Source organism: Myroides odoratimimus, assembly GCF_030326305.1.
GTDB classification, from domain to species: domain Bacteria; phylum Bacteroidota; class Bacteroidia; order Flavobacteriales; family Flavobacteriaceae; genus Flavobacterium; species Flavobacterium odoratimimum_A.
In genome coordinates this window covers 84419-108183 of the sequence record NZ_JACAKB010000008.1, presented here as the reverse complement: position 1 = coordinate 108183, position 23765 = coordinate 84419, and the positions used below count along the sequence as shown (strand labels likewise).

Here is a 23765-nt window from a genome sequence, read left to right as displayed (position 1 = left end):
ATAAGCCTTTTTATTATATCTCATTACTTTCGATAATCAAGCGACGACAGCAGTGATTCTTCGCTTCTATACGCATACGATTGGCTACCTTCACCACCTCTATCGGTTTATACTTCATGAACAATCGTATCTTATTAAAGAAAAACAAAACCTTCGCTGCAATTCGTTCTCCCATACGATTAGTTCCTGGACGTAATAAAAGTCCTGGACGAAGAATAATAGTATTCTCAAAACGCAAATTCAATACAGAGCGTTCTAAAGTTCCCTTTAGTCTACTGTAGAAGAATGCACTTTTATCAGAAGCTGCTTTAGCAGATAGTAAAATAAAGTTACTTACTCCATTCCCTTTTGCATATTGGGCAAACTGCATGACATAATCATAGTCTATATGCCATTGCTTTTGTTTAGAACCAGCCTGCTTCAGTGTAGTTCCTAAACAACTAAAAGCCACATCTCCTTCTATTAAATGCCTCCATTGGTCGATTTGTTCAAAATCAACTAAATGAACGACTAACTTAGGATGCTGAATATCCCATTCTTTACGAATAAATATGACTACTTCGTGAAAATCATCGTCGCAAAGTAGTTGACGTACGAGTACTTTACCAGTTGCTCCAGTACCTCCAATGACTAATGCTTTCATAACAAACCATTTAAAGCTATTATACCACTACAATAAACTTACCAATTTGTATTGAGACAACAGATTTTAGAAAAGTTACATCTATAAACAATAAAAAAGTCTCCTAATAGGAGACTTTTTATATCTAATAACACGTATCGATTATATCGAATGCGGTGCTAACATATGTTTAGGGTCTAGAATCTCATCTAGTTTTTCCTTAGTTAATAGATTGTGTTCTAATACTAATTCATAAACTCCTCTACCTGATTCTAATGCTTCTTTAGCGATTTTAGTACTCGCTTTATATCCGATATAAGGGTTTAGCGCTGTAACGATACCGATACTTCCTAATACTAACTCCTTATTATGTTCTACATTAGCCTTAATACCTACTACACACTTCTCTACTAACGTTTCCATAGCATTCTCTAACCATGTCATAGACTCCATTAGAGTATGAGCTAATACAGGCTCCATCACGTTTAACTGTAACTGAGCTGCCTCAGAAGCCATTGTGATAGTCATATCGTTACCGATTACTTTAAAGCACACTTGGTTAACTACTTCTGGGATAACAGGGTTTACTTTACCTGGCATAATAGAAGAACCTGGCTGCATAGGAGGTAACTGAATCTCGTTAAGTCCTGTACGTGGTCCTGAAGATAATAATCTAAGGTCATTACAGATCTTAGATAGCTTAATAGCTACTTTCTTCAAGATTCCTGAATAAGCAACAAATCCACTTGTATCAGATGTAGCCTCTACTAAGTTCTCAGCAGAAGTAACAGGTTGTTTCATCAACAATCCTAAGTTCTTAGCACATAGATCTGCATAACCTGGTACAGCGTTTAATCCTGTACCGATAGCAGTAGCTCCCATATTAATCTCTAAGAACGCTTGGCTAGCTTGGTTAAGAACTGCTATTTCTCTCTTCAAAGTAAAGGCAAAACCACCGAACTCCTGTCCTAGAGTCATTGGCACTGCATCTTGAAGCTGAGTTCTTCCCATCTTGATAATATTCTCAAACTCTACAGCCTTAGCCTCAAATCCTTTTACTAATTTCTCTAGCTTCTCTACTACTTTCTTATTCATTTCGAATACAGCTACCTTAAGAGAAGTAGGGTATGCATCATTAGTAGATTGAGATAAGTTTACATGGTCGTTAGGAGAACAGTGTTGATAATCACCTTTCTCGAAACCTAAGATTTCTAAAGCTCTATTTGCGATAACTTCATTCGCATTCATATTAACAGAAGTACCTGCTCCCCCTTGTATCATATCTACAGGGAACTCAGCATGTAGCTTACCGTCTATTATCTCCTGACATACATCAGCGATAACCTTATATATTTTTTCGTCTAAGACGTTTAACTCAAAATTGGTTTTGGCTGCCGCCCATTTTACAATAGCTAATCCTTTTACAAACTCAGGATAATCAGACAACTTACTTGTCGATATCTTAAAATTATTGATTGCTCTTTGTGTCTGTACACCATAATAAGCCTGTTGAGGAATTTCTAATTCACCTATTAAGTCGCTTTCAATTCTGGTTGGTTTCATACTTATACAGTTTTATATTTTCACTAAGTTACGAAGTAATTTTTATTTACCCTCTCTAAAATACAAGGATTATTCCTTAAATGTTCCTGATACATAATACCATTTCCCTCCTAACATTTCAAACAAAGAATCTTCATAGTGTTCACACACATTGCCCTCTACATCTTTATAATAAGCCTTAAAGACAACACGGCTCTCTTCACTTATCACTATTTCTAAGCGTTGCCATGTATTTTCTTTTGCCCATTGCAGAATAGCCTTCTTACTATGGAAGTGTCTAGTCTTAGGATGTGTAGTATTAATAATATATATCGCATTCGCTAAGGCATAGGCTGTGTACCTAGAGCGCATTAACTGCTCTGCAGTAGAAGGAGCAGTAGTATTCGTCACATACGGCTCACAACACTCGCTATACGCCTTACCGCTACAACAATAACAAGGTTGGTGCTGCTCCATTATCCTATCTTCTGTTTTAACTCTTCGATAATCTTCAGAAATTTACCCCAACGAACCACTTCGTCATCTGTCTGTGCATAGTCAAGTCCATCATTGATACTTTCTTCTATTTTCTCTATTGCTACAGAGGCTTCTTCTTTTTTATTTTGAGCAATTAATACCATTAATTGCATGATCTGCTGTTGTACTTCTTCTATTTTCATTTCTATATCTTCATTTCAACACAAAGATATTTGTTATTAATAATTACGTAGAGAAAGTTCTAATTAATTTTAGCATAGTATCTAAATAACATAAATAATACCCCTGGACTGATGATTATAAGTGATATCTTGAATCTACTCTTTCCGAAGAGCTGCATGGCTTGTAACTGTATATTACTGAAGAACGAACAATGTCTGTGTCTGAGTTGTAGAGACGAGATCCCTTATACTCAAGAACATCTAGTAACGCAAAATGATTCTATGGCTAAGTTCTATGGTAAAATACCTATAGAATTTGCAGCTAGTTTGCTTTTCTTCTCTAAAGGAGGTAAAGTACAGCAAATCATTCATAACCTTAAATATAAAAATCACCCAGAGCTAAGTTATTTCTTAGGTAATATATATGCTTATCAACTGGCAAAAACAACTCTTCTAAAAGAGATCACTTCTATCATACCTGTCCCCATGCATAAAAAGAAACAAAAGAAAAGAGGGTATAATCAAGTAGACGGATTCGCGAAAGCAATAAGTGAGCACTTTCACATCAAAATAAATAATCAACTCCTAATCAAAACGCTCCAAACCTCTTCTCAGACAACTAAATCACGTTTTCAGAGAAAAAGTCAGACAAAAGAAGTCTTTGACCTAGACCTAAACTTTAAAGACGAGGAATACAATCACTTCTTACTTCTAGATGATATCCTCACTACGGGGAACACATTAGAAGCATGCTGTAAAAAATTATTGCAAATACCGAATACCAAAATCACGATCCTCTGTTTGGCTCGTAGCATTTAAAAGTTTTAATAATACATATTTTCTAACTAAAAAATATAGTCGTTAATTTGTCTTTTAAATTAAAACTATGTCTAAGTTTCGTATATACTTTATTGTTTGTTTTACGGTATTTTGTTTTATAACGTTTTCGAACTGTGCTAAGAGAGGGTTTATTTCAGGAGGTCCTAAAGATACTATTCCTCCAGTGGTATTAGGGAGTAATCCTAAGAACCACTCTGTCCATTTTGACAAAAAGCAGATTACTATTGATTTCGACGAATTCGTTAAGATCAAAAACGTAAATCAAAACTTGATTATCTCTCCTCCTATGGATAGAATGCCTGAAGTATTGCCAATGGGAAATGCTAGAAAGACAGTTACGATCAATCTTATAGACACTTTAAAACCGAATACGACTTATAGTTTTAACTTCGGGGACGCTATAGCGGATAACAATGAAAGTAATGTCCTAAAGCAGTTTAAATATATCTTCTCTACAGGAGACTATATCGACTCTCTAAAACTAAGCGGAACAATCAGAACTGCACATCAGTTAAAATCGGATAACTTCGTCAATGTCATGTTATACGATGCTGAGACATTTAAAGACTCTACTATCTATAGAGAAAAGCCTCTTTATGTAACGAATACACTAGACAGTCTTACGACCTTCTCTATAGAGAATATAAAAGCAGGAAAGTATTACTTAGTAGCATTAAAGGATAAGAACAGCAACTTTATGTTTAATCCTACTGAGGATAAAATAGCATTTATAAAAGAACCGATTGAAATCCCAACAGATCAATCTTATGACTTGACACTGTTCAAGTCTGATGAGAAATTTGAGGCTTCTAGACCTGCCCAGATTACCCAAAACAAATGGTACTTACCCTATATAGGGAATGCTGAAGGAGCTACTGTAGAAGTTAAAAAAGATGGAGTAGTAATCCCTAGTGCTTATACACAACTAGCTGATAAAGATAGTTTACAAGTTTGGTTCCCAAAGATAGAAGCAGACTCTCTGCACTTCACAGCTACTAAAGGTGAGTTTACAAAGACATTCATGGTTAAACCAAGACCTAAGATGAAAGAAATAGATTCGCTATCGGTATCAGGAAAATCAGGTACACTTGATTTCTTATCTGATGTATTAGTAGAAACAACTACACCTGTTAAGTCTATTAATAAAGAACTAATTACCATCTTTAACAAAGATTCTGTAGCTGTTCCTTTTACAATAGAGAACAAAGCAAGAGAACAAAAGTTCTATCTAAAGTTTAAAAAAGAAGAGCTAGATAATTATAAAGTAACCTTATGGCCTGGCGCTATTACAGACTTCTTTGGTAAGGCAAATGATACAATCGTGCTGAACAATAAAACGACAGCTTATACAGATTACGGAAACTTGACCATTACACTAAATGGATTAAAACGTTATCCTGTCATCGTTGAATTACTAGACGATAAAGAAAAAGTAATCGTTAGTCAATACAGTGAAAGCTCTAATGTATTTGAATTCTTAGCATTACCACCTAGAATGTACTACATAAGAGTTATCTATGACGATAATAAAAATGGTGTATGGGATAAAGGATACTATTGGGACAGAAGACAGCCTGAAGAATCTGTCTACTTCCCAGAACAGATAGATGTCCGTGCTAACTGGGATATTAAAGAACAAATCAATTTATAAATAATAAGGCTCTTAGTTTTTATGCTAAGAGCCTTATTTGTTTATAGGATAGTAAATGAATCAGCATCTCTAAGTACACCGAAACTCTTTCTTATTTTATCTTGTTTTGCTTTGTCTAATGTTACATACGCTACTTGTTCTCCTGTCAATGGTTCTACTAAGTATCCTCCTAACATATCTAAGGCTTGCGAATGACCTGAATAGATATTGTCATTCTCGTCGCTTCCACATCTATTTACGGCTACCAAATAACTCATATTCTCGATAGCACGTGCCTTTAGCAGAGAGTCCCATGCATAAATACGCTGATCTGGCCAACTAGCCACATAGATTAGTAAATCATACACTCCGTCATTATTTCTACTAAAAACAGGGAATCTTAGGTCATAACAAACTAAAGGGCATATATTCCACCCCCTATAGTTAACTATTAATCTATCTACCCCAGCTTTATATATCTTCTCTTCTCCTGCTAATGAAAACAAGTGTCGTTTATCATAAGTACTGATCTCACCTTCATCAGAGATAAAGAACATTCTATTATAGTAGTCTTCTCCTTCTTTAATAACAACACTCCCTGTAAGCGCATATAGATACTTTTTGCACAACGATTGTAGCTTATTGATATATTCGTCTTCCATAGTCAAGAAAACGCGCTCAGGCTTCATTGTAAAGCCAGACACAAACATCTCAGGTAAAACTACCAAATCTGTATCTTTTTCTATGGCATTAAGCTTGTCTAAAAAATGTTCTTTATTCGCTTCTATATCCTCCCATACCAATGGCGATTGTAACATGGCAACTTTCATTACACTACGATATTTAGATTATACTCCAAAAATAAGCAATAATTCTTACTTCTCTTCTTGAGGTCTACCACAACACGGACAATTACAACTAGAAACATTCGTTTTTTGTAAAGCTAATAACTTCTTCTCTTTTCTTTCAGCCAAGATTTCTGAAAAGCCTGATGAGATAATACCTGTAGGCAAAGCAAAAAAGCCTATCCCAATAACAGCAAGTACTCCTCCTATTAACTTTCCTATCACAGTTACAGGATAGATATCTCCATATCCTACAGTACAAATCGTAATAACAGACCACCACATGGAGTCCGGTATACTAGAGAATGCTTCAGGCTGAGAAGAATTCTCAGCATAATAAATAGCTGTAGAAGCTATCAATAATAAAAATATCAACATAAATGCCGCAATCGCTAACTCACTAGCTTTTCTCTTAAATACACTGATCACAAGAGCTAATGCAGATACATAACGTGTAATCTTAAACACACGTAATAATCTAAACACGCGCATTAATCTTATAATACGGAGATCCACATGTACAAAAGCTAAATAAAATGGTAAGACAGCACATAAATCTATTAACTGCATAGAAGTAAAAGCATATTTTAATCTTCCTAAAAAAGGTTGGTTAAAACGTTTATCACAGGTAATAGACCACATTCTCAATACATACTCTATCGAGAAGAAAGCAACAGAAAATAAATTAAATGAATAGAAAAAAGAACTGTACTCTTCTCTAAATTCAGGAATTGATTCAAAGATCAATGAGATAGCATTCAGTAATATCAAGATAATGATAGCTCCTTGAACAATCTTACTTTCAATTGAATTAGAATCATTATTCAGTAAATTATATATCCTGTGTTTTATCGAAATATTTCTCTTCATCACTCAAATTCTCTTGCCTAAAATTAGAATAGCAAAAATAAAAAAAGCAGATATATCTCTATATCTGCTTTTACATTTATTTCAAGAAAAACTATTATTTCAAGCTTGCTTTTAAGTATTCTCTGTTCATGCGAGCGATGTTCTCTAAAGAAATTCCTTTAGGACATTCTACCTCACATGCTCCTGTATTAGTACAGTTACCGAATCCTAAAGCATCCATCTCAGCTACCATATTAAGTACACGATCAGCTGCCTCTACCTTACCTTGTGGTAACAAAGCAAATTGAGAAACTTTTGCAGATACGAATAACATAGCAGAAGAGTTTTTACAAGTAGCTACACATGCTCCACATCCGATACAAGTAGCTGCGTCAAATGCACGGTCAGCATCATGCTTAGGAATTGGAATAGCGTTAGCATCTTGTGTATTACCAGAAGTATTCACAGATACGAAACCACCTGCATGCTGAATTTTATCAAAAGCAGTACGGTCAACTACTAAGTCTTTAATTACAGGGAAAGCTTTAGCTCTAAATGGCTCGATATAAATAGTATCACCATCTTTGAACTTTCTCATGTGTAACTGACATGTAGTAATACCTCTATCTGGTCCGTGAGCTTCACCATTAATAAATAAAGAACACATACCGCAGATACCCTCACGACAGTCATGGTCGAAAGCTACTGGATCATCACCTTTCTCGATTAACTCATTGTTTAATACATCAAGCATTTCTAAGAAAGACATATCAGGAGAAACATTGTTGATTTTATAATCAACCATTTTTCCTTGTACTTTAGCGTTTGATTGACGCCATATTTTAAGTGTAAGATTCATTTGTATCGAATTTTTACAAAAAGACTAGGTCCGAAGACCTAAGTCTCAATATTATTTATAACTACGAGTTACCAATTTAATGTTTTCATAAACTAAGTCTTCTTTGTGAAGCACTGCATCACTTGGGTTTCCTTTGTATTCCCAAGCAGCAACGTATGCGAAGTTCTCATCATCACGTTTTGCTTCTCCATCCTCAGTTTGGTGCTCTTCACGGAAGTGACCTCCACAAGATTCTTCACGGTGTAAAGCATCTTTAGCGAATAATTCACCTAATTCTAAGAAATCAGCTACTCTTAAAGCTTTCTCTAACTCTTGGTTAAAGCTCTCTGCAGTACCTGATACTTTCACATCTTTATAGAACTCTGCTCTTAACTCAGCAATTTCAGCCATAGCTTCAGTTAAACCTTTTGCGTTACGAGCCATTCCTACTTTATCCCACATAATTTTCCCAAGCTTCTTGTGGAAGTGGTCAACAGAATGTGTTCCTTTATTGTTCATTAAGTGGTCAATGATATCACGAACATTTTTCTCAGCAGCTTCGAACTCAGGTAAATCTGTTGGGATAGTTCCAGTACGAATATCATTAGCTAAATAATCTCCGATAGTATATGGTAATACGAAGTATCCATCAGCTAAACCTTGCATTAATGCAGAAGCTCCAAGACGGTTAGCACCGTGATCAGAGAAGTTAGCCTCACCTAAGATATAACATCCTTCGATAGTAGACATTAAGTTATAATCTACCCATAATCCACCCATTGTATAGTGAACTGCAGGATAAATCATCATCGGAGTTGTATATGGATCCTCATCTACGATCTTCTCGTACATTTGGAATAAGTTACCATATTTATTTTCAACTACATCTTTACCTAATTTGTAAACTAACTTAGCGTCATTTTCATCTAAATGTTGAATACGAGCTTGCTCTTTACCATAACGCTCAATAGCAGAAGCGAAGTCTAAGTATACTGCTTCACCTGTAGCATTAACTCCATATCCAGCATCACATCTTTCTTTAGCAGCACGAGACGCAACGTCACGAGGTACTAAGTTACCGAATGATGGGTATCTTCTTTCTAAGTAGTAATCTCTATCTTCTTCTGCAATTTGAGTTGGTTTTAATCTACCTTCTCTAATTGCTATAGCGTCTTCCATTTTTGCAGGAACCCAAATACGTCCATCGTTACGCAATGACTCAGACATCAAAGTAAGCTTTGATTGGTGGTCACCAGTTACAGGAATACAAGTTGGGTGAATTTGTGTATAACAAGGGTTAGCGAAGAATGCTCCACGTTTGTGTGCTTTCCAAGCAGCAGTAACGTTAGAACCCATTGCATTTGTAGATAAGAAGAATACGTTACCATATCCACCTGTACAGATAACTACAGCGTGAGCAGAGTGACGTTCTATCTCTCCATTGATTAAGTTACGAGCGATAATACCTCTTGCTTTACCATCAACTTTAACGATGTCTAACATCTCATGACGGTTATACATTTGGATTTTACCACGACCGATTTGACGATTCATAGCAGAGTATGCTCCTAACAATAACTGTTGTCCAGTTTGTCCTTTAGCGTAGAAAGTACGAGATACTTGTACCCCACCAAAAGAACGGTTATCTAATAAACCTCCGTACTCACGTGCAAAAGGTACACCTTGAGCTACACATTGGTCAATAATATTTTCAGAAACTTCAGCTAAACGGTAAACGTTTGCTTCACGTGCACGGTAGTCACCTCCTTTTACAGTATCATAAAATAATCTGTAAACTGAGTCACCATCACCTTGGTAGTTCTTAGATGCGTTAATCCCCCCTTGAGCAGCAATAGAGTGCGCACGACGAGGTGAATCTTGATAACAAAAAGCTTTTACGTTATATCCTAACTCAGCTAATGTAGCAGCAGCAGAACCACCTGCTAATCCAGTTCCTACAACAATAACATCGATGTTACGTTTATTCGCTGGGTTAACTAATTTAATATGATTTTTATAGTCAGACCATTTTTTATCAAGTGGTCCATTAGGTATTTTAGAATCTAATTTCATGATCAATTTCTTTAGGACTATTTAATAAAATGAATATATAATGGGATGATAGCAAATAGCGCAGGTACAACATACGCAATCAAAAAGCTAAACCCTTTAAGTACTCCCTTATATTTAGGATTATTAGCTCCTAAAGATTGGAATGCACTACCAAATCCATGAGATAAGTGGAATCCTAAAACCACCATAGCAAGTACATAAGCAATTGTAGCGATTAATCCAGTACTTTCGTTTTGGAAGAACTCAATTGTAATTTTATGTAAATCTTTATATCCATCAGCAATTTTTAAATCTGTACCTGCTTGATAAAACTTAGTACCTTTTACTTCTATCTGTCCCATTTCAACAGCGTTTACTGGGATAGCTTGCTCTTGTACTGTTTTATATACTACTACAGGATCTTGACCCTCTACTTTTACTTCTACAGTTTGTAAAGGCATTTCACTAAAGTGCATTTTAGCCCAAAAGTTAGCCATGTGAGTCACGATGAATACTAAAAGTAAAGTTCCTAATACCGCCATATTTCTTGAAGAAAATGAGCTATTAGAAGCAGCATTGTTTTTTGCATATCCGATTGGACGTGCTTTTTTGTTTTGAATCGTTAAAACGATACCATCAATCGCGTGGAAAAGGATTGAAATATACGTAACATAAGATAATACTTTTACTGCTGGATTAGTAGTCATAAATAACGCATACTCGTTAAATGCAGAAGCGTCACCAAATATCAATTGAAGGTTTCCCGCCAAGTGACCTACTAAAAACAAGCATAAAAATAACCCTGTAAGAGCCATCCAATATTTCTTAGCTAAGGATGACTTTAAAAGTGCAGATTTTGCCATAATGTAATTTTAATTGTTTTTCTTGAAAAAATCTCTCAAAAATACACCTTCTTAACGTTATCAACAAAGCCTGCCCTTCTATTTATACTCGATATAAACAAAGAATAAAACAATGCTAACTCACTAAAATAGACCAATCGAGATTTTTTTTAAGAAAAAAAAAGGTTTTTTATAGTAAAGCGTTAAAATGATTTTAAAATATTCGCATCTATAACAATAATAAAGTTAGCCAAGTCTAAATTATCAAATTCGAAATGACCTACATTATCACTCTCTACCATTGTAATAGTAGCAATCTTCAATGAAGGTCTATATTGATTTAGATACCATACTATCCCTTCATAATTATTACTGTGATAAGAACCATTATAATGCAAAAATAAATGGTTGGGTTTTAAATTTTGAACAATGAAATGCCCCATAGTAGCATCTTTGATTGCTTGTGCCTTTGGCAAATTCTCATCTTTATGATCCTCAAACATCGCCATCATATTCTTATATCCTGGTAAATTACCATCATAAGGAAATGGCAATGGTGCAATCCAACTCTTCTCTTGTACACTTAGAGTATCTAATGCAGCAGTACCTTTTTTAAACAATAGACTCGCATATCGTCTAGGTACATTAGTCGCAATAAATTCTAATTTATTCTCCTTTGCATATTCTACTAATGGTTTATAATCAGTTTTATAATTATTCCAAAGTCGTACTTCTTCTTGAAACTGCTCTTCTGTACTATTTCCTTTTACATATTTAGTCAATCCCTCTTGGTTATCCGCTTCAAACATTTCTGCTCCAAGAGTTAGCTGCCTTCTATCTCCTAGCGATTCTGTTACCTGTAATTGTAACCAATGTCCTAATGAATTATTGTGAAACTCCCCAAACAAAACCACCTCACTTTTACTAAGCGATTTTATCATCTTTTCATAAGACACTTTTTTTCCCTTATTAGTATAGATTTGATAAGGCAATCCTGATTGTCCATAAGTTATTCCGCATAACAACAAAAATGCACTAACTATTTTTTTCATTTTAATAAATATTTTGAAATTAGAAATGCAAAGATACTCTTTTCTGTTATTTAGACTGATTTAATATAGATATAATGCCTGGAGCACTGTTGAATGTTAAAAGATTTGACAAAGTCATACTATATCATACATTTGCAACAAAATTAAAGAATGGCAACTACAAAAATTCTATATAAAAACACTAATTTATCATATACTGACAAAGGAAAAGGAAGTACCTTAATTTTCCTACATGGATTTTTAGAGGATAGTAAAATGTGGAATTACTACCTTGACTATTTTTCTAAGAAATATAGAGTTATTGCTATTGATCTTTTAGGACATGGTGAATCAGGTTGTATTGGCTACATACACAGTATGGAAGATATGGCTGATGCTGTTTTTACAATTACAAATTCTTTAAATCTAAAAAAAGTAACACTAATAGGTCATTCTATGGGAGGTTATGTATCACTAGCATTCGGAGAACTATATCCTGATAATGTAAAGAAAATAATATTAGTTTCATCTACTACCAGAGCTGACAGCACAGAAAGGCAAATTAACAGAGACAGAGCAACTGAAGTAATTAAAAAGAACAGCGATCTCTTTGTTACTATGGCGATTAACAACACCTTTTTAGAAGATACTAAAATCACTCACGCTAAAGAAGTACAAGAACACTTAGATATTGCTCTTAGAACACCTAAGCAAGGTATACTAGCAGCTGTAGAAGGAATGAAATCAAGAAATGACAGAGAAGTTCTACTTCATTTTGCTCCCTATCCTATAAGTATGATTGTAGGTAATGCTGATCCTGTTCTTTCTATTGAAGAAATCACTAAAGAAGTCGAAAATACTGAATGTGATTTAACTATTATCACTGGAGGGCACCTACTTCAGATTGAAGCTAAAGAAGAACTACTAGAAGCACTAAAAAATACGATAAAGTAAAAATAGGGAAGCAAAAGCTTCCCTATTTTCTATAGTTCTTTTTCTATAAAGTCCTCATCAGGATTTAGTATTTCTAACAACAAAGCAACTAATTCATCCTTGAATAGAGCTAATGTATCATTTGTAATAGCATGATCAACCTCTCTTCCTTCTTTCACTCCGAAAAATAAGAACCCGCCTTTTCTATTCTTGAATGAATAAATACCAGCTTCTACAGATTGATTTGTATTGTGTTTCGTATACATCAAAGCATAACACAATAACTGAATAATCTTATCATTTTTCAAATCAAGTGTAAGTCCTTCCCATGTACTTAACTTAACATCATTTGCTTCTACCTTGCCACTTTTATAATCAATAACTCGGATAACTCCATTTCGTTCTTCTATTCTATCTACAAATCCAAATAGATTAATAGGATAAGGCAACCTAGAATCTTCAAGTGTAAAAGTAAGCTCTGTTTCTAACTCCAATAATAAAATATCATCTCCCTCTTTTATCTTTTCTATCTCACCTTCTAGAAAGTGATACACATTTCGTTTGGCTACTTCAAAAGCTAATAAATTCTTACCTATTTTCTCCTTATCACTGTTATACACTTCTTCAAACTGCAATTGTACCTCTGCATCTGCCTTTGTTTTTATGGTGTTAATGATCTCCACTGTAAGTCTAGCTCCTTTAAAGGGTTTATACAAATTCTCTAAAGAGTTGTGTATAATAGTCCCTAGTGTATTTAAAGCCACACTCTCCTCTACTTCCTCCACTTCTCTAATCCTTAAGACACGTTGTAAATAAAACTGTATAGGATTGCGAAGATAATTAGATAAAGCTGATGGAGAAAACCCCTTAGTTGTAGCAATATTCTTTAGCTCTTCTTTTAAAAGGTCTGACTTCGGAATCTGAATCAACTCATTCGCTTTTTCGGGTAGATCTGCTGAATAGGTAACATATTTTACATCATGGGCTTCTAATTGTTCTACTTCTAACTGTGTTAAGAACCTACTCTTTTCTCCAGCATCCATTCCCTCTGATTGAGAGTTATACAAAAGATAGATATTCTTTGCTCTTAACAAGAGATGATAAAAGTGAAAACTATAAATAGCATCCTTTTCTTTATAAGTTGGCAAGCCTATTTCTCTCTTTACATCATAAGGTATAAAGGAATTAACTGACTTACCTGCAGGAAATTTACCCTCATTAACAGAAGTGACAATAACAGTATCAAAATCCAAAACACGACTCTCTAATACTCCCATTATCTGAAGCCCCTCTAAAGGCTCTCCTTCAAAAGATACTTCAGACATATCCATCACCTGTTTATACAACGAATACAAAGTATCATAATTTTGTATAAAATCATATTTCTGACAATAAGAAACTAGCCTATTCAACATCTGATAAGAAGAATACAAGAATGTTTTACTAATTCGATCACTGTGTACCTCATCATTTAAACTATCCTTAATAGCCAATACAATCTCTATAAGGTTTTGTAAAACTTCAACAGATGACCGTTCATTCCATCTACCAAACACAAGCTTACGAACAGGAAACTCATCATCCTCTATCCACTCTGCAAAACGATTTATACTAAAGAAGCTAAGATTTCGATCATTAATTTCTTTAATAACCTTTTCAGGAACAATAATTTGTGTTAATACAGGATTAGTCAGCACATCTAAAATCTCCTTGTAGTAAACAACATATTGCTTACTCGAGCGTCGTATAGCAGCCAAATGCATCTTAAAAATCTTATTCAACAAAATCTGAATAGGATTACTCTTACCACTATACCCCATTGTGATATTCAAACTTGATACTGAAGAAGGCAGACTATGCAGTACAGGTAATAGCAAATTCTCCTCTCCTAATACAATGGCAACCTTCTCTAACCTTGAAGCTTCATCACCAAGCCCTTCCACGATTTGCCCAGCGATCTTTGCTTGCCCTACACTTTTAGGAGTCTGTATTACTTGTATATTCTTTTCTTTTCCAAATTCATCTACTATCCACTCAAAAGGGTTATACTGATAGTGTATCCAATTGCGCTTTATACGTCTCAAAAAGAGCGCTGCATCGTGATAAGGATCTTCCATAAAATGTTTATCAATATCCCAGAACACCTTAGCTCTCTTCTCTAACAAGAAATGTTGAATAATTTTCTCCTCTGCTGCATTTAATGCATTAAACCCAGCGAAATAAAACACCTTATTATTACTATTCAAGTACTCTTTATGAGACTTAACAGCCTCTCGATATATCAATCCTTGATAGCCGATACGCTCTTCTAATAGAACTTCATAGAACTTTTTATAGTATACTGGTATCTGCTCCCAAAAAGCTAAGTAATTTACAATTAAGTCTGTCTTTTGTTCAGGATCTAAAGACCAGTGTTTAATATCTTCGATATTTTTTAAATATGAAAACACATAATCAGGGTTCAACAAGTAACGGTCCACTTCATTAAAATCACTTAACAACATATTAGCCCAGCTAGAGAAGCGATCAAAATCCTGTGCATTACCGCCCTCTATTTCTTGGTAAGCTACATAAAACTTAAAAAGTAATTCTATCGAATCTATCCCTCTAATCTTCGATACCTGTTGAATGAAATCCTCAATATTAATAATCTCTGGAGCGAAGACACTATTTCTGTAATACTTCTTTAAGTTTTCTAACAAAAAGACTTTTGCTCTTTTATTAGGAAGAACGATAACCAAATTATCCATAGAATTAGGAAAATCGGCATAAATCTGCGCACTCAGCTTATCTAAAAAAGTATTTGATCTCATAAAATAAAGGTACAAAAAAAACGCTCCGATTACTCGAAGCGTTTTCTATAGATTATGTGTTTTAAATCAATTATTTAGCTAATTGGATTTCAACACGTCTGTTTAACTCACGTCCTTTAACTGTTTTGTTAGAAGCGATTGGATCTTTAGATCCGTATCCTTTAGAAGTTAATCTAGCAGAATCGATTCCTTTTTCAATTAAGTAAACTTTTACAGCGTTAGCTCTATTATCAGATAATGGTATGTTAATTCTGTCAGATCCTGTACTGTCAGTATATCCAGCGATGTGGAAATTAGCAGTTGGGTATTCTTTCATGATTTTAACCATATTATCTAACACTGCGTAAGAACCATCTTGGAAAGTATATTTTCCTGTGTGGAATAATAATGTTTTTCCGTAATCGTTAAGCTGTTTTACTTTCTCAGGCTCGATTTCTTTAACTTCAGGACATCCGTTGTTAGAAGCTGGACCAGGTACGTCTGGACATTTATCTAAATGATCAGGCACTCCGTCTCCATCTCTATCTGGCCAAGGACAACCATTGTTTTCTTTTGGACCAGGTACTTCAGGGCACTCATCTTTATTATCTGGCACTCCGTCTCCGTCTGTATCAGGACATCCGTTGAACTCAGCTAAACCTGGGATCTCTGGACATTCGTCTTTATTATCTGGAATACCATCTCCGTCTGTATCAGGACATCCGTTGAATTCTGGTAAACCTGGTAAATCTGGACACTCATCTAAATGATCTGGAATTCCATCTCCATCTGTATCAGGACATCCGTTGAACTCAGCTAAACCTGGGATCTCTGGACATTCGTCATATTTGTCTAAAACTCCATCTCCATCTGTATCTTTTCCACCAAATTGGAAACGAATACCTGCAAAGTGTTGCATATGTGAAGCAACTCCTACGTCTGGTGTTCTAGAATCAGAAAATGAATGTTTATAAGTAGATTGCACAGTTAAAGCAACGTTTTTAGTAAACCAGAAGTTTAATCCAGCTCCTCCATTAACAGTTCCTTGACTTGCATCTCCCATAAAAGTATAACCTCCACCTACTAAGATGAATGGATCAACTACTTTCGATTTCAAAATCTCTTTGAAGCTATATTTAACTTCTGCGTCAATTCCGTAGTAAGTTAAATCTCCAGGATTGTACTTTTCATATCCTTCTGCTTCTGATTTGATGAATTTGTCAATTTTATTAACAGACCCAACTAAACCTAAAGAGAATCCATCACCTAAGTATCTAGCTACATTTAAGTAAGATACTGATGGTAAGATATTCCAGTTATCCGTTTTAAAATATCCTCCTGTTCTGTGTGCAAAACCTTTAGCTGAACTTACTTTTGTGTCAACTGCGTTTGCTCCAACAGTTACAGCCCACGGATGGTCAGCGTCTTGCGCGTGAGCTGAAAGCCCTGCACAAAGAATTGCTGCTGCAAATAATTTGTTGAAATGTTTCATAACTTTTATTTTTTACTTTACCGTAATAATCTAGCAAAAGTACAATTATCAATCAATATTTACAAAAAATTTCGTTAAGAATAGTACTTTTTATTGTATTAACCTTTTTTATTGAATAACTTTTAGCTCTTTACCTACTTCTGTAAACGCAGCGATAGCTTTGTCTAAATGTTCTTGAGTATGTGCAGCTGATAATTGTACACGGATTCTCGCCTTATCTTTTGGCACCACAGGGAAGAAGAATCCTGTTACATAAACTCCTTTTTCTAAAAGCCTATCTGCCATTACTTGCGATAATTTAGCATCGTATAACATCACTGGTACAATAGCAGAATCTCCATCAATAATATCAAAACCTGCCTTTTTCATTCCATCTTTGAAGTAGTTTGTATTCCACTCTAACTTATCGCGTAATGAAGTATCGTGTTTTAAAATTTCAAATACTTTAATAGAGGCTCCAACAATCATTGGTGCTAAAGAGTTAGAGAATAAATATGGTCTAGAACGTTGTCTTAATAATTCAATAATTTCTTTTTTACCTGTAGTATATCCTCCCATTGCACCACCTAGAGCTTTACCTAAAGTTCCTGTGATGATATCCACACGGCCCATTACGTTCTTAGCTTCTAATGTTCCTTTACCCGTAGCTCCGATAAATCCAGCAGCATGACATTCGTCTACCATTACTAAAGCATCATACTTATCAGCTAAATCACATATTTTATCTAATGGTGCTACTAGGCCATCCATTGAGAATACACCATCCGTTACAATGATTTTAAAACGGTGTCCAGCCTCATTCGCTTTGATTAATTGCTCTTCTAATTCAGCCATATTGTTATTTTCATAACGATAACGAGCTGCTTTACACAAACGCACTCCGTCAATAATTGAAGCGTGATTTAAGCTATCAGAGATAATTGCGTCTTCTGCACCTAATAACGGTTCGAATACTCCTCCATTAGCATCAAAAGCTGCTGCATAAAGAATAGTATCTTCTGTTCCATAAAAATCAGCAATAGTAGCTTCTAATTTTTTGTGTATATCTTGTGTTCCACAAATAAAACGCACTGAAGACATTCCGAATCCATGGGTATCTAATGTATCTTTTGCTGCTTGAATTACTTCTGGATGTGATGACAATCCTAAATAATTGTTTGCACAAAAGTTTAAAACTTTATCCCCTGTAGAAACAGTAATCTCTGCACCTTGTGGCGAAGTAATAATTCTCTCCTTTTTAAATAATCCGTTATCCTCTATTGACTTTAATTCATTCTGAAGATGATCTTTAATCTTTCCGTACATAATATTTTAAGTTTTAAACAATTTATACTCTTCTACAAATGTATTATATTTAAGTTCTCCCCTGTATATAGCAACACCATTTTAACGACTTCATAACCCATTTCTACTAATGACTGTCCATAAGCCCTCACTTGGTCTTTATATTTCTCTTCTTCTTTACCTGTTTTATAATCTAATATATAAGCCTGTCTTCCTCTTATCACTACTCTATCAGGTATAGTATTGCGCTGATAAGGTCCTATGATTACTCGCTCGTTAAATACAATATTATCTTCTCTAAAGAAAATCTCTAAATCAGGGTTACTTACGATACGCTGAATAATTTCTTTAAAACGCTCCTTTGCATCTTCTTGTATCAATCCCTTTTCTAGCCCTTCTCTCACCACAGCATCTACATCGTGATAATCTGTTATAAACGACATCAATTTATGGACTAGATTACCATACTCTATCGCTTTTTGGTTATGAGAGTCCCACATCAAGGCTTCCCTCTGTGCAATTTTGATCGCTTCGAAATCCAATACACTCTTTACAGGAAGAATCATTTTATTCACTTCATCTGTAATGACCTCTTTACTATTAGAAACCTTCACCTTCTCTCCAAATCCATAGACTAAATCCACATCATTGTAAACACCTTCTGTTACTAAAAAATCTAAGAAAAGTTTAGATAAATTATTTCTAAACTCTCCCTTGCTCGTTACGTTTTTATAACTAATAATATACAACTGTTCTTCTGCCCTTGTCAATGCTACATAAAGGACATTTACATTATCCAGCAACATCTCTTGTTCTTTTTTCTCGTACAGAAGTTGAGCATACTCACCATACTCCACCACTTCCTTCTTAGAATCAACTAAAGCCTTTGGGAACATAATCTGGTCTTTATCCGTCTCTATATTTACCCATAGCTTATCACGACTAGGGCGTGTAAAGTCCTCTTCTGCAAAAGGAAATATAACGATAGGAAATTCTAACCCTTTAGATTTGTGTATCGTCATAATCTGCACAGCATTTCTACCTTCAGGTGTCGGTATGCTAAACTTGTGATAATTTGTATTCCAATACTCTAAGAAGTCACTAATTCCAAACTGATTCTTTAAAGACTTTTCTAACACCAAGTCTAAAAAATATAGAACATATGAACTAGCACTCTTATCTGGTAAAAAGGCTAAAACAATAGCCTCTACAGCGTCATACAATGACTTCGAACGACAAGCCTCAAATGAGATAGGCACATTGTGATCTACTAACCAAGCTTCTAATTCTAACTCAGTCTCAAAAGAAAGTCCCGCTTTTATAAAGTCGTGTTTCTTTGTCAAATCACTTTGCTTACCACTTACATAGTACAGCATCATCATCTTTGCTTCTAAATCGCGCTCTGTCTTTAAGAACTTCAGTACATTAATGATCAACCTCACCTCACTAGCATTGTTAATCAATAACGAATCAGAAGAAAGTATCTCTAGACCATTCTCTGTTAAGTAATTTGCTAAGAGCACACCGTGATCTCTCTTACGTGTTAGAATAACAATATCTTTTAAATCAAACCCTTGTTCTAAAACACCTTGTATAGTATTCAGCGTAGCTTGTGCATATTGCATATTCTTCTCTTCAGCATCTTCTCCTTCATCCTTTTGTAAGAATTCAATATTTACATACCCGCCAGCTTTACTATTAACCTCTTGATAACTATTATTCTCATATAGATCTTTATAATCCTCGTTAATAAAGTTACGAGAGACATCCTTAAAAAATCTATTATTAAATTGAATGACCTCTGCATAACTTCGATAATTACGACCAAGGTTCACAGTCTGTTTATCAGGATTAGCAAAGGGATTCTCATCCTTGCTCAAGGCGATAAATTGTTCTGCCTTTCCTCCGCGCCATCTATAGATAGACTGCTTAGGATCTCCTACTATCATTAAGCTTCCCTTAGTTCCTGTGTGATCTTCTCCTGCTAATGCATTATCAATCAATGGTACTAGATTCTGCCACTGCATTTCTGACGTATCCTGAAACTCGTCTATAAAAAAGTGATGATACCGCTCTCCTAAACGCTCATAAATAAATGGGGCTGGTTGATTCTGTATTTCATTGTGAATAATCGCATTAAACTGAGTAATTGATAATATATTCTGCTCTTCTTGAATCTTATCCATCTCTTGTCCTATTGTACTTAATAGAGATAGAGGAGTAAGGTTTTTCAAGAAAGCAGTATAAAAAGCTCTACGAGAATACAGATCATATACCTGCGCTAACACCTTTAGAAAATCTGGTATAAAAGCTTCGATTAACTCAACATCTTTAGCAGTCTTCTTTATTTTAATATCATCAAATTCGTGATAACGCTTCGTTGTACCTACAGTATCTTGAATCACATTCTCTATATGCTTGACGAAATACTGTCCTAAGAACGAAGTCTTATCCATTCCTTTAGACTCTATTAAGTCCATTATACTCTGTCCTAAAACAATACTCTCTGCCGTAATCTTTTTAATCTCTTCGCGAAGAAAATCTCTCACCTTTACAAAGTCTTGTAAAGTATGCTCAGCGAACAAAGCTATTTCTTCTCTATTATTCTCATTTAATAGTAAAGCTCCTACTTCTTTAAGCTCTCTCGTGATATCCCAGCTCTTATCATTATCTGCTTTATCAATAGAAAAATCAATCAACAAATCTGTCAATTCACTATCCACACCAGCTTTTGCGATTACTGCGTCCACCGCCTCTTGTAGCAATTCATCTGAATCTAACGAAACCTCAAAGGTCATTGGCAATTCTAAATCAAAAGCAAAAGAGCGAATAACCTTATGGGTAAACTTGTCTATCGTAGAAATATCAAAAGAAGCATAGTTGTGAATAATACTTCTGATAATACGTCCTGACTTCGCTCTTATAAACCCTTCCTCTAATTCTGTTTCTTCTTGTACTTGATGAAAGATACTTCCATATTTAGGATCTAACTCTTCTTTAGAAAAAGCATTTAGACAAGATACAACACGAGTCTTCATTTCTGCTACAGCTTTATTCGTAAAAGTAATAGCAAGTATCTTTTTATAGGCGTCATCTTGCTTATCAAGGAGTAAAATCTTAAGATATTCCTTAACTAAAGTATGGGTTTTTCCAGACCCAGCAGACGCGTTATATATTGAGAATGAAGGCTTATCAAGCATGAAGTAGGTTCTATTTATTAACTTATATTAAACATTACAAACCTTCCATATTAGGCTTTATTTGTTTAAATTTGAAATAAAATTAATATTAATCTTTAAATAATACGAATTATGGCTTTCGAATTACCAAAATTACCATATGCATACGATGCATTGGAACCACATATTGATGCACGTACGATGGAAATCCACCATACAAAACATCATAATGCTTATACTACTAACTTAAACGCAGCTATCGCTGGAACAGCTTTAGAAGGAAAAACTATCGAAGATATCCTTGCTAACTTAGACATGTCTAATGGAGCTGTTCGTAACAACGGTGGTGGTTTCTATAACCACAACTTATTCTGGACAGTAATGACTCCTAACGGAGGTGGTTTACCTACAGGTGAGTTAGCTGACGCAATCAATACTGCTTTCGGATCTTTCGAAAACTTTAAAGATGCTTTCGCTAAAGCTGGTGCTACACAATTCGGGTCTGGATGGGCTTGGTTATGTGTTAAAGATGGTAAATTAGAAGTATGTGGTACTCCTAACCAAGACAACCCATTAATGCCTGGTGTTGCTTGTGGAGGAACTCCAATCTTAGGAATGGATGTTTGGGAACACGCTTATTACTTAAACTACCAAAACCGTCGTCCTGACTACATTAATGCTTTCTTTAATGTTATCAACTGGGCGGAAGTAGCAAGAAGATACGCAGAGGCAAAATAATTAATTTTTGCACCTCATTACAAACTATTAAAAGCTCCAGCAATGGAGCTTTTTTTATGCCTTAAACCCAGATTCTTTATTCATTATACACTACAGCGCTCTTGGGCAAACAAAAAAAGCTCAGAACCATGTCCTGAGCTTTCTATATTGTGGAAGTACGATAATTATTGTACCTCAGATATTCTTAGTGTATTCACCATACCTTTTTCGATAATTGGCATAGCTGCTAAGTTGATAACCATATCTCCTGTCTCAGCTAATCCTTTCTCTTTTACCATAGCATTGATATCCTCAATAGTCTCATCAGTACTCACATATTTATCGTAATAGAAAGCCTGAACTCCCCATAACAAGTTTAATTGAGTAATAATACGACGATTAGAAGAGAATACTAATATATTACTATTTGGTCTCCAAGCCGAAATTTGGAAGGCTGTATAACCACTATTTGTCAATGTACAGATAGCCTTAGCTTCGATATCATTCGCCATTAAAGCAGCGTGGTAACAAATATTTTTAGTGATATAACGGTTTGTCTTGATTGTAGGTGGACTTTGTGGTACTTTAATTAATGGAGAAGTCTCAACACTTTGAATAATCTGTGTCATTTTCTCGATTACTTGTACTGGGTATGCTCCTACAGAAGTCTCTCCTGATAACATTACAGCATCAGCACCGTCCATTACAGAGTTTGCTACGTCATTTACCTCAGCTCTAGTAGGCGTAAGACTAGAAATCATCGTTTCCATCATCTGTGTAGCGATGATTACAGGGATTCTAGCATTCTTAGCTACGTGAACTAATTCTTTTTGGATCAATGGTACCTCTTGAGCAGGAATCTCAACACCTAGATCTCCACGTGCAACCATTAGACCATCACAGTACGCTACTAACTTCTTAATATTCTTTACTGCCTCAGGCTTTTCTATTTTAGCAATGATTGGAATCTTGTGATCAGAATGTTCTTTAATCAAGTTCTGTAAGTCCATCAAATCTTCAGGTGTACGAACGAAAGATAATGCAATCCAATCTACTTGTAACTCACAAGCAAAAATAGCATCTCTAATATCTTTTTCCGTTAACGCTGGCAATGATACTTTAGTCATTGGTAAGTTAACCCCTTTTTTAGATTTAAGTGGCCCACCTTGTACAACTACAGTTTTTACTTCATCCTCTCCATTAGTTTCTAATACATCGAAGATAAGTTTACCATCGTCTAATAAAATTCTCTCTCCTGCGTTAACGTCAGTTGGGAATTTTTTATAATTCATGTAAACGCGTTCTGCGTCACCTTTAAACTCTTCTTTAGTAGAAAATGTAATCACATCACCAGGATTCACGATAACGTCTTCAGACATCACCCCTACTCTTAATTTAGGCCCTTGTAAGTCACCTAAAATAGAAGTAGTATATCCAAACTCTTTATTTAGATCGCGGATTATATTTACTTTCTCTTGAACATCTTTATAATCAGCATGTGAAAAGTTGATTCTAAAAACATTTACACCAGCTTTAATCATATCATGTAATACCTCTCTCGTACTAGATGCTGGTCCTAACGTTGCTACGATTTTCGTCTTTTTTTGTGCTAACATAT

19 protein-coding genes are annotated in these 23765 nt (G+C 35.0%); 4 read left to right on the top strand and 15 right to left on the bottom strand.

Annotated features, from left to right (window positions below):
- Positions 1–13: 13 nt before the first annotated feature.
- From HX049_RS08435 to HX049_RS08420, 4 genes are all read right to left on the bottom strand, one after another.
- Positions 14–643 (bottom strand): NAD(P)H-binding protein, encoded by a 630-nt coding sequence (locus HX049_RS08435; RefSeq protein ID WP_286415391.1) that lies wholly within the window; start codon positions 641–643, stop codon positions 14–16.
- Between the two features lie 141 nt (positions 644–784).
- A complete protein-coding gene (gene aspA / locus HX049_RS08430; protein ID WP_286415390.1) occupies positions 785–2185 on the bottom strand; it encodes an aspartate ammonia-lyase in 1401 nt (466 codons plus the stop codon).
- Positions 2186–2254: 69 nt separating this feature from the next.
- The gene (locus HX049_RS08425; protein ID WP_286415389.1) at positions 2255–2641 is read right to left on the bottom strand and encodes a YchJ family protein; all 387 of its coding nucleotides are present in this window, start codon (positions 2639–2641) and stop codon (positions 2255–2257) included.
- A complete protein-coding gene (locus HX049_RS08420; RefSeq protein WP_006259864.1) occupies positions 2641–2844 on the bottom strand; it encodes a hypothetical protein in 204 nt (67 codons plus the stop codon). Before HX049_RS08420 ends, HX049_RS08425 begins: the two co-directional genes overlap by 1 nt.
- A gap of 111 nt (positions 2845–2955) precedes the next feature.
- Between HX049_RS08420 and HX049_RS08415 the strand changes: the two genes are divergently transcribed.
- Positions 2956–3642: a ComF family protein gene (locus HX049_RS08415; RefSeq protein ID WP_286415387.1), complete on the top strand. Its 687-nt coding sequence runs from the start codon at positions 2956–2958 to the stop codon at positions 3640–3642.
- 67 nt (positions 3643–3709) lie between these two features.
- Positions 3710–5314, top strand: a complete 1605-nt coding sequence (locus HX049_RS08410; protein WP_286415385.1) for an Ig-like domain-containing protein — start codon at positions 3710–3712, stop codon at positions 5312–5314.
- A gap of 41 nt (positions 5315–5355) precedes the next feature.
- On the opposite strand, the gene HX049_RS08405 is transcribed toward HX049_RS08410, so the two are convergent.
- The 6 genes from HX049_RS08405 to HX049_RS08380 form a co-directional block, all read right to left on the bottom strand.
- On the bottom strand, positions 5356–6123 hold the full coding sequence (locus HX049_RS08405) for a nitrilase family protein (protein WP_286415384.1): 768 nt from the start codon (positions 6121–6123) through the stop codon (positions 5356–5358).
- 45 nt (positions 6124–6168) lie between these two features.
- Positions 6169–7008 carry an ion transporter gene (locus HX049_RS08400; protein WP_286415383.1) on the bottom strand — a complete coding sequence of 280 codons (840 nt, stop codon included), beginning with the start codon at positions 7006–7008 and terminating at the stop codon, positions 6169–6171.
- 94 nt (positions 7009–7102) lie between these two features.
- Complete coding sequence (locus HX049_RS08395; RefSeq protein ID WP_006259870.1) at positions 7103–7846, bottom strand: succinate dehydrogenase/fumarate reductase iron-sulfur subunit; 744 nt, start codon at positions 7844–7846, stop codon at positions 7103–7105.
- Between the two features lie 51 nt (positions 7847–7897).
- Positions 7898–9898 carry a fumarate reductase/succinate dehydrogenase flavoprotein subunit gene (locus HX049_RS08390; RefSeq protein ID WP_286415381.1) on the bottom strand — a complete coding sequence of 667 codons (2001 nt, stop codon included), beginning with the start codon at positions 9896–9898 and terminating at the stop codon, positions 7898–7900.
- 17 nt (positions 9899–9915) lie between these two features.
- The gene (locus HX049_RS08385; protein ID WP_286415380.1) at positions 9916–10740 is read right to left on the bottom strand and encodes a succinate dehydrogenase cytochrome b subunit; all 825 of its coding nucleotides are present in this window, start codon (positions 10738–10740) and stop codon (positions 9916–9918) included.
- Between the two features lie 182 nt (positions 10741–10922).
- A complete protein-coding gene (locus tag HX049_RS08380) occupies positions 10923–11771 on the bottom strand; it encodes a ChaN family lipoprotein (RefSeq protein ID WP_286415379.1) in 849 nt (282 codons plus the stop codon).
- Between the two features lie 150 nt (positions 11772–11921).
- On the opposite strand from HX049_RS08380, the gene HX049_RS08375 reads away from it, so the two are divergent.
- Positions 11922–12704: an alpha/beta fold hydrolase gene (locus HX049_RS08375; protein ID WP_286415378.1), complete on the top strand. Its 783-nt coding sequence runs from the start codon at positions 11922–11924 to the stop codon at positions 12702–12704.
- A gap of 29 nt (positions 12705–12733) precedes the next feature.
- On the opposite strand, the gene HX049_RS08370 is transcribed toward HX049_RS08375, so the two are convergent.
- The 4 genes from HX049_RS08370 to HX049_RS08355 form a co-directional block, all read right to left on the bottom strand.
- Complete coding sequence (locus HX049_RS08370; protein ID WP_286415377.1) at positions 12734–15496, bottom strand: PD-(D/E)XK nuclease family protein; 2763 nt, start codon at positions 15494–15496, stop codon at positions 12734–12736.
- A gap of 70 nt (positions 15497–15566) precedes the next feature.
- Positions 15567–16967: a thrombospondin type 3 repeat-containing protein gene (locus tag HX049_RS08365; protein WP_286415376.1), complete on the bottom strand. Its 1401-nt coding sequence runs from the start codon at positions 16965–16967 to the stop codon at positions 15567–15569.
- A gap of 108 nt (positions 16968–17075) precedes the next feature.
- Positions 17076–18272, bottom strand: a complete 1197-nt coding sequence (gene kbl, locus HX049_RS08360; RefSeq protein WP_006259877.1) for a glycine C-acetyltransferase — start codon at positions 18270–18272, stop codon at positions 17076–17078.
- 32 nt (positions 18273–18304) lie between these two features.
- A complete protein-coding gene (locus HX049_RS08355; RefSeq protein ID WP_286415375.1) occupies positions 18305–21451 on the bottom strand; it encodes a UvrD-helicase domain-containing protein in 3147 nt (1048 codons plus the stop codon).
- A gap of 111 nt (positions 21452–21562) precedes the next feature.
- Between HX049_RS08355 and HX049_RS08350 the strand changes: the two genes are divergently transcribed.
- On the top strand, positions 21563–22168 hold the full coding sequence (locus tag HX049_RS08350; protein ID WP_041894799.1) for a superoxide dismutase: 606 nt from the start codon (positions 21563–21565) through the stop codon (positions 22166–22168).
- Between the two features lie 164 nt (positions 22169–22332).
- Here HX049_RS08350 and pyk read toward each other — a convergent pair whose 3' ends face one another.
- A complete protein-coding gene (gene pyk, locus HX049_RS08345; protein ID WP_006264507.1) occupies positions 22333–23763 on the bottom strand; it encodes a pyruvate kinase in 1431 nt (476 codons plus the stop codon).
- Positions 23764–23765: the final 2 nt, after the last annotated feature.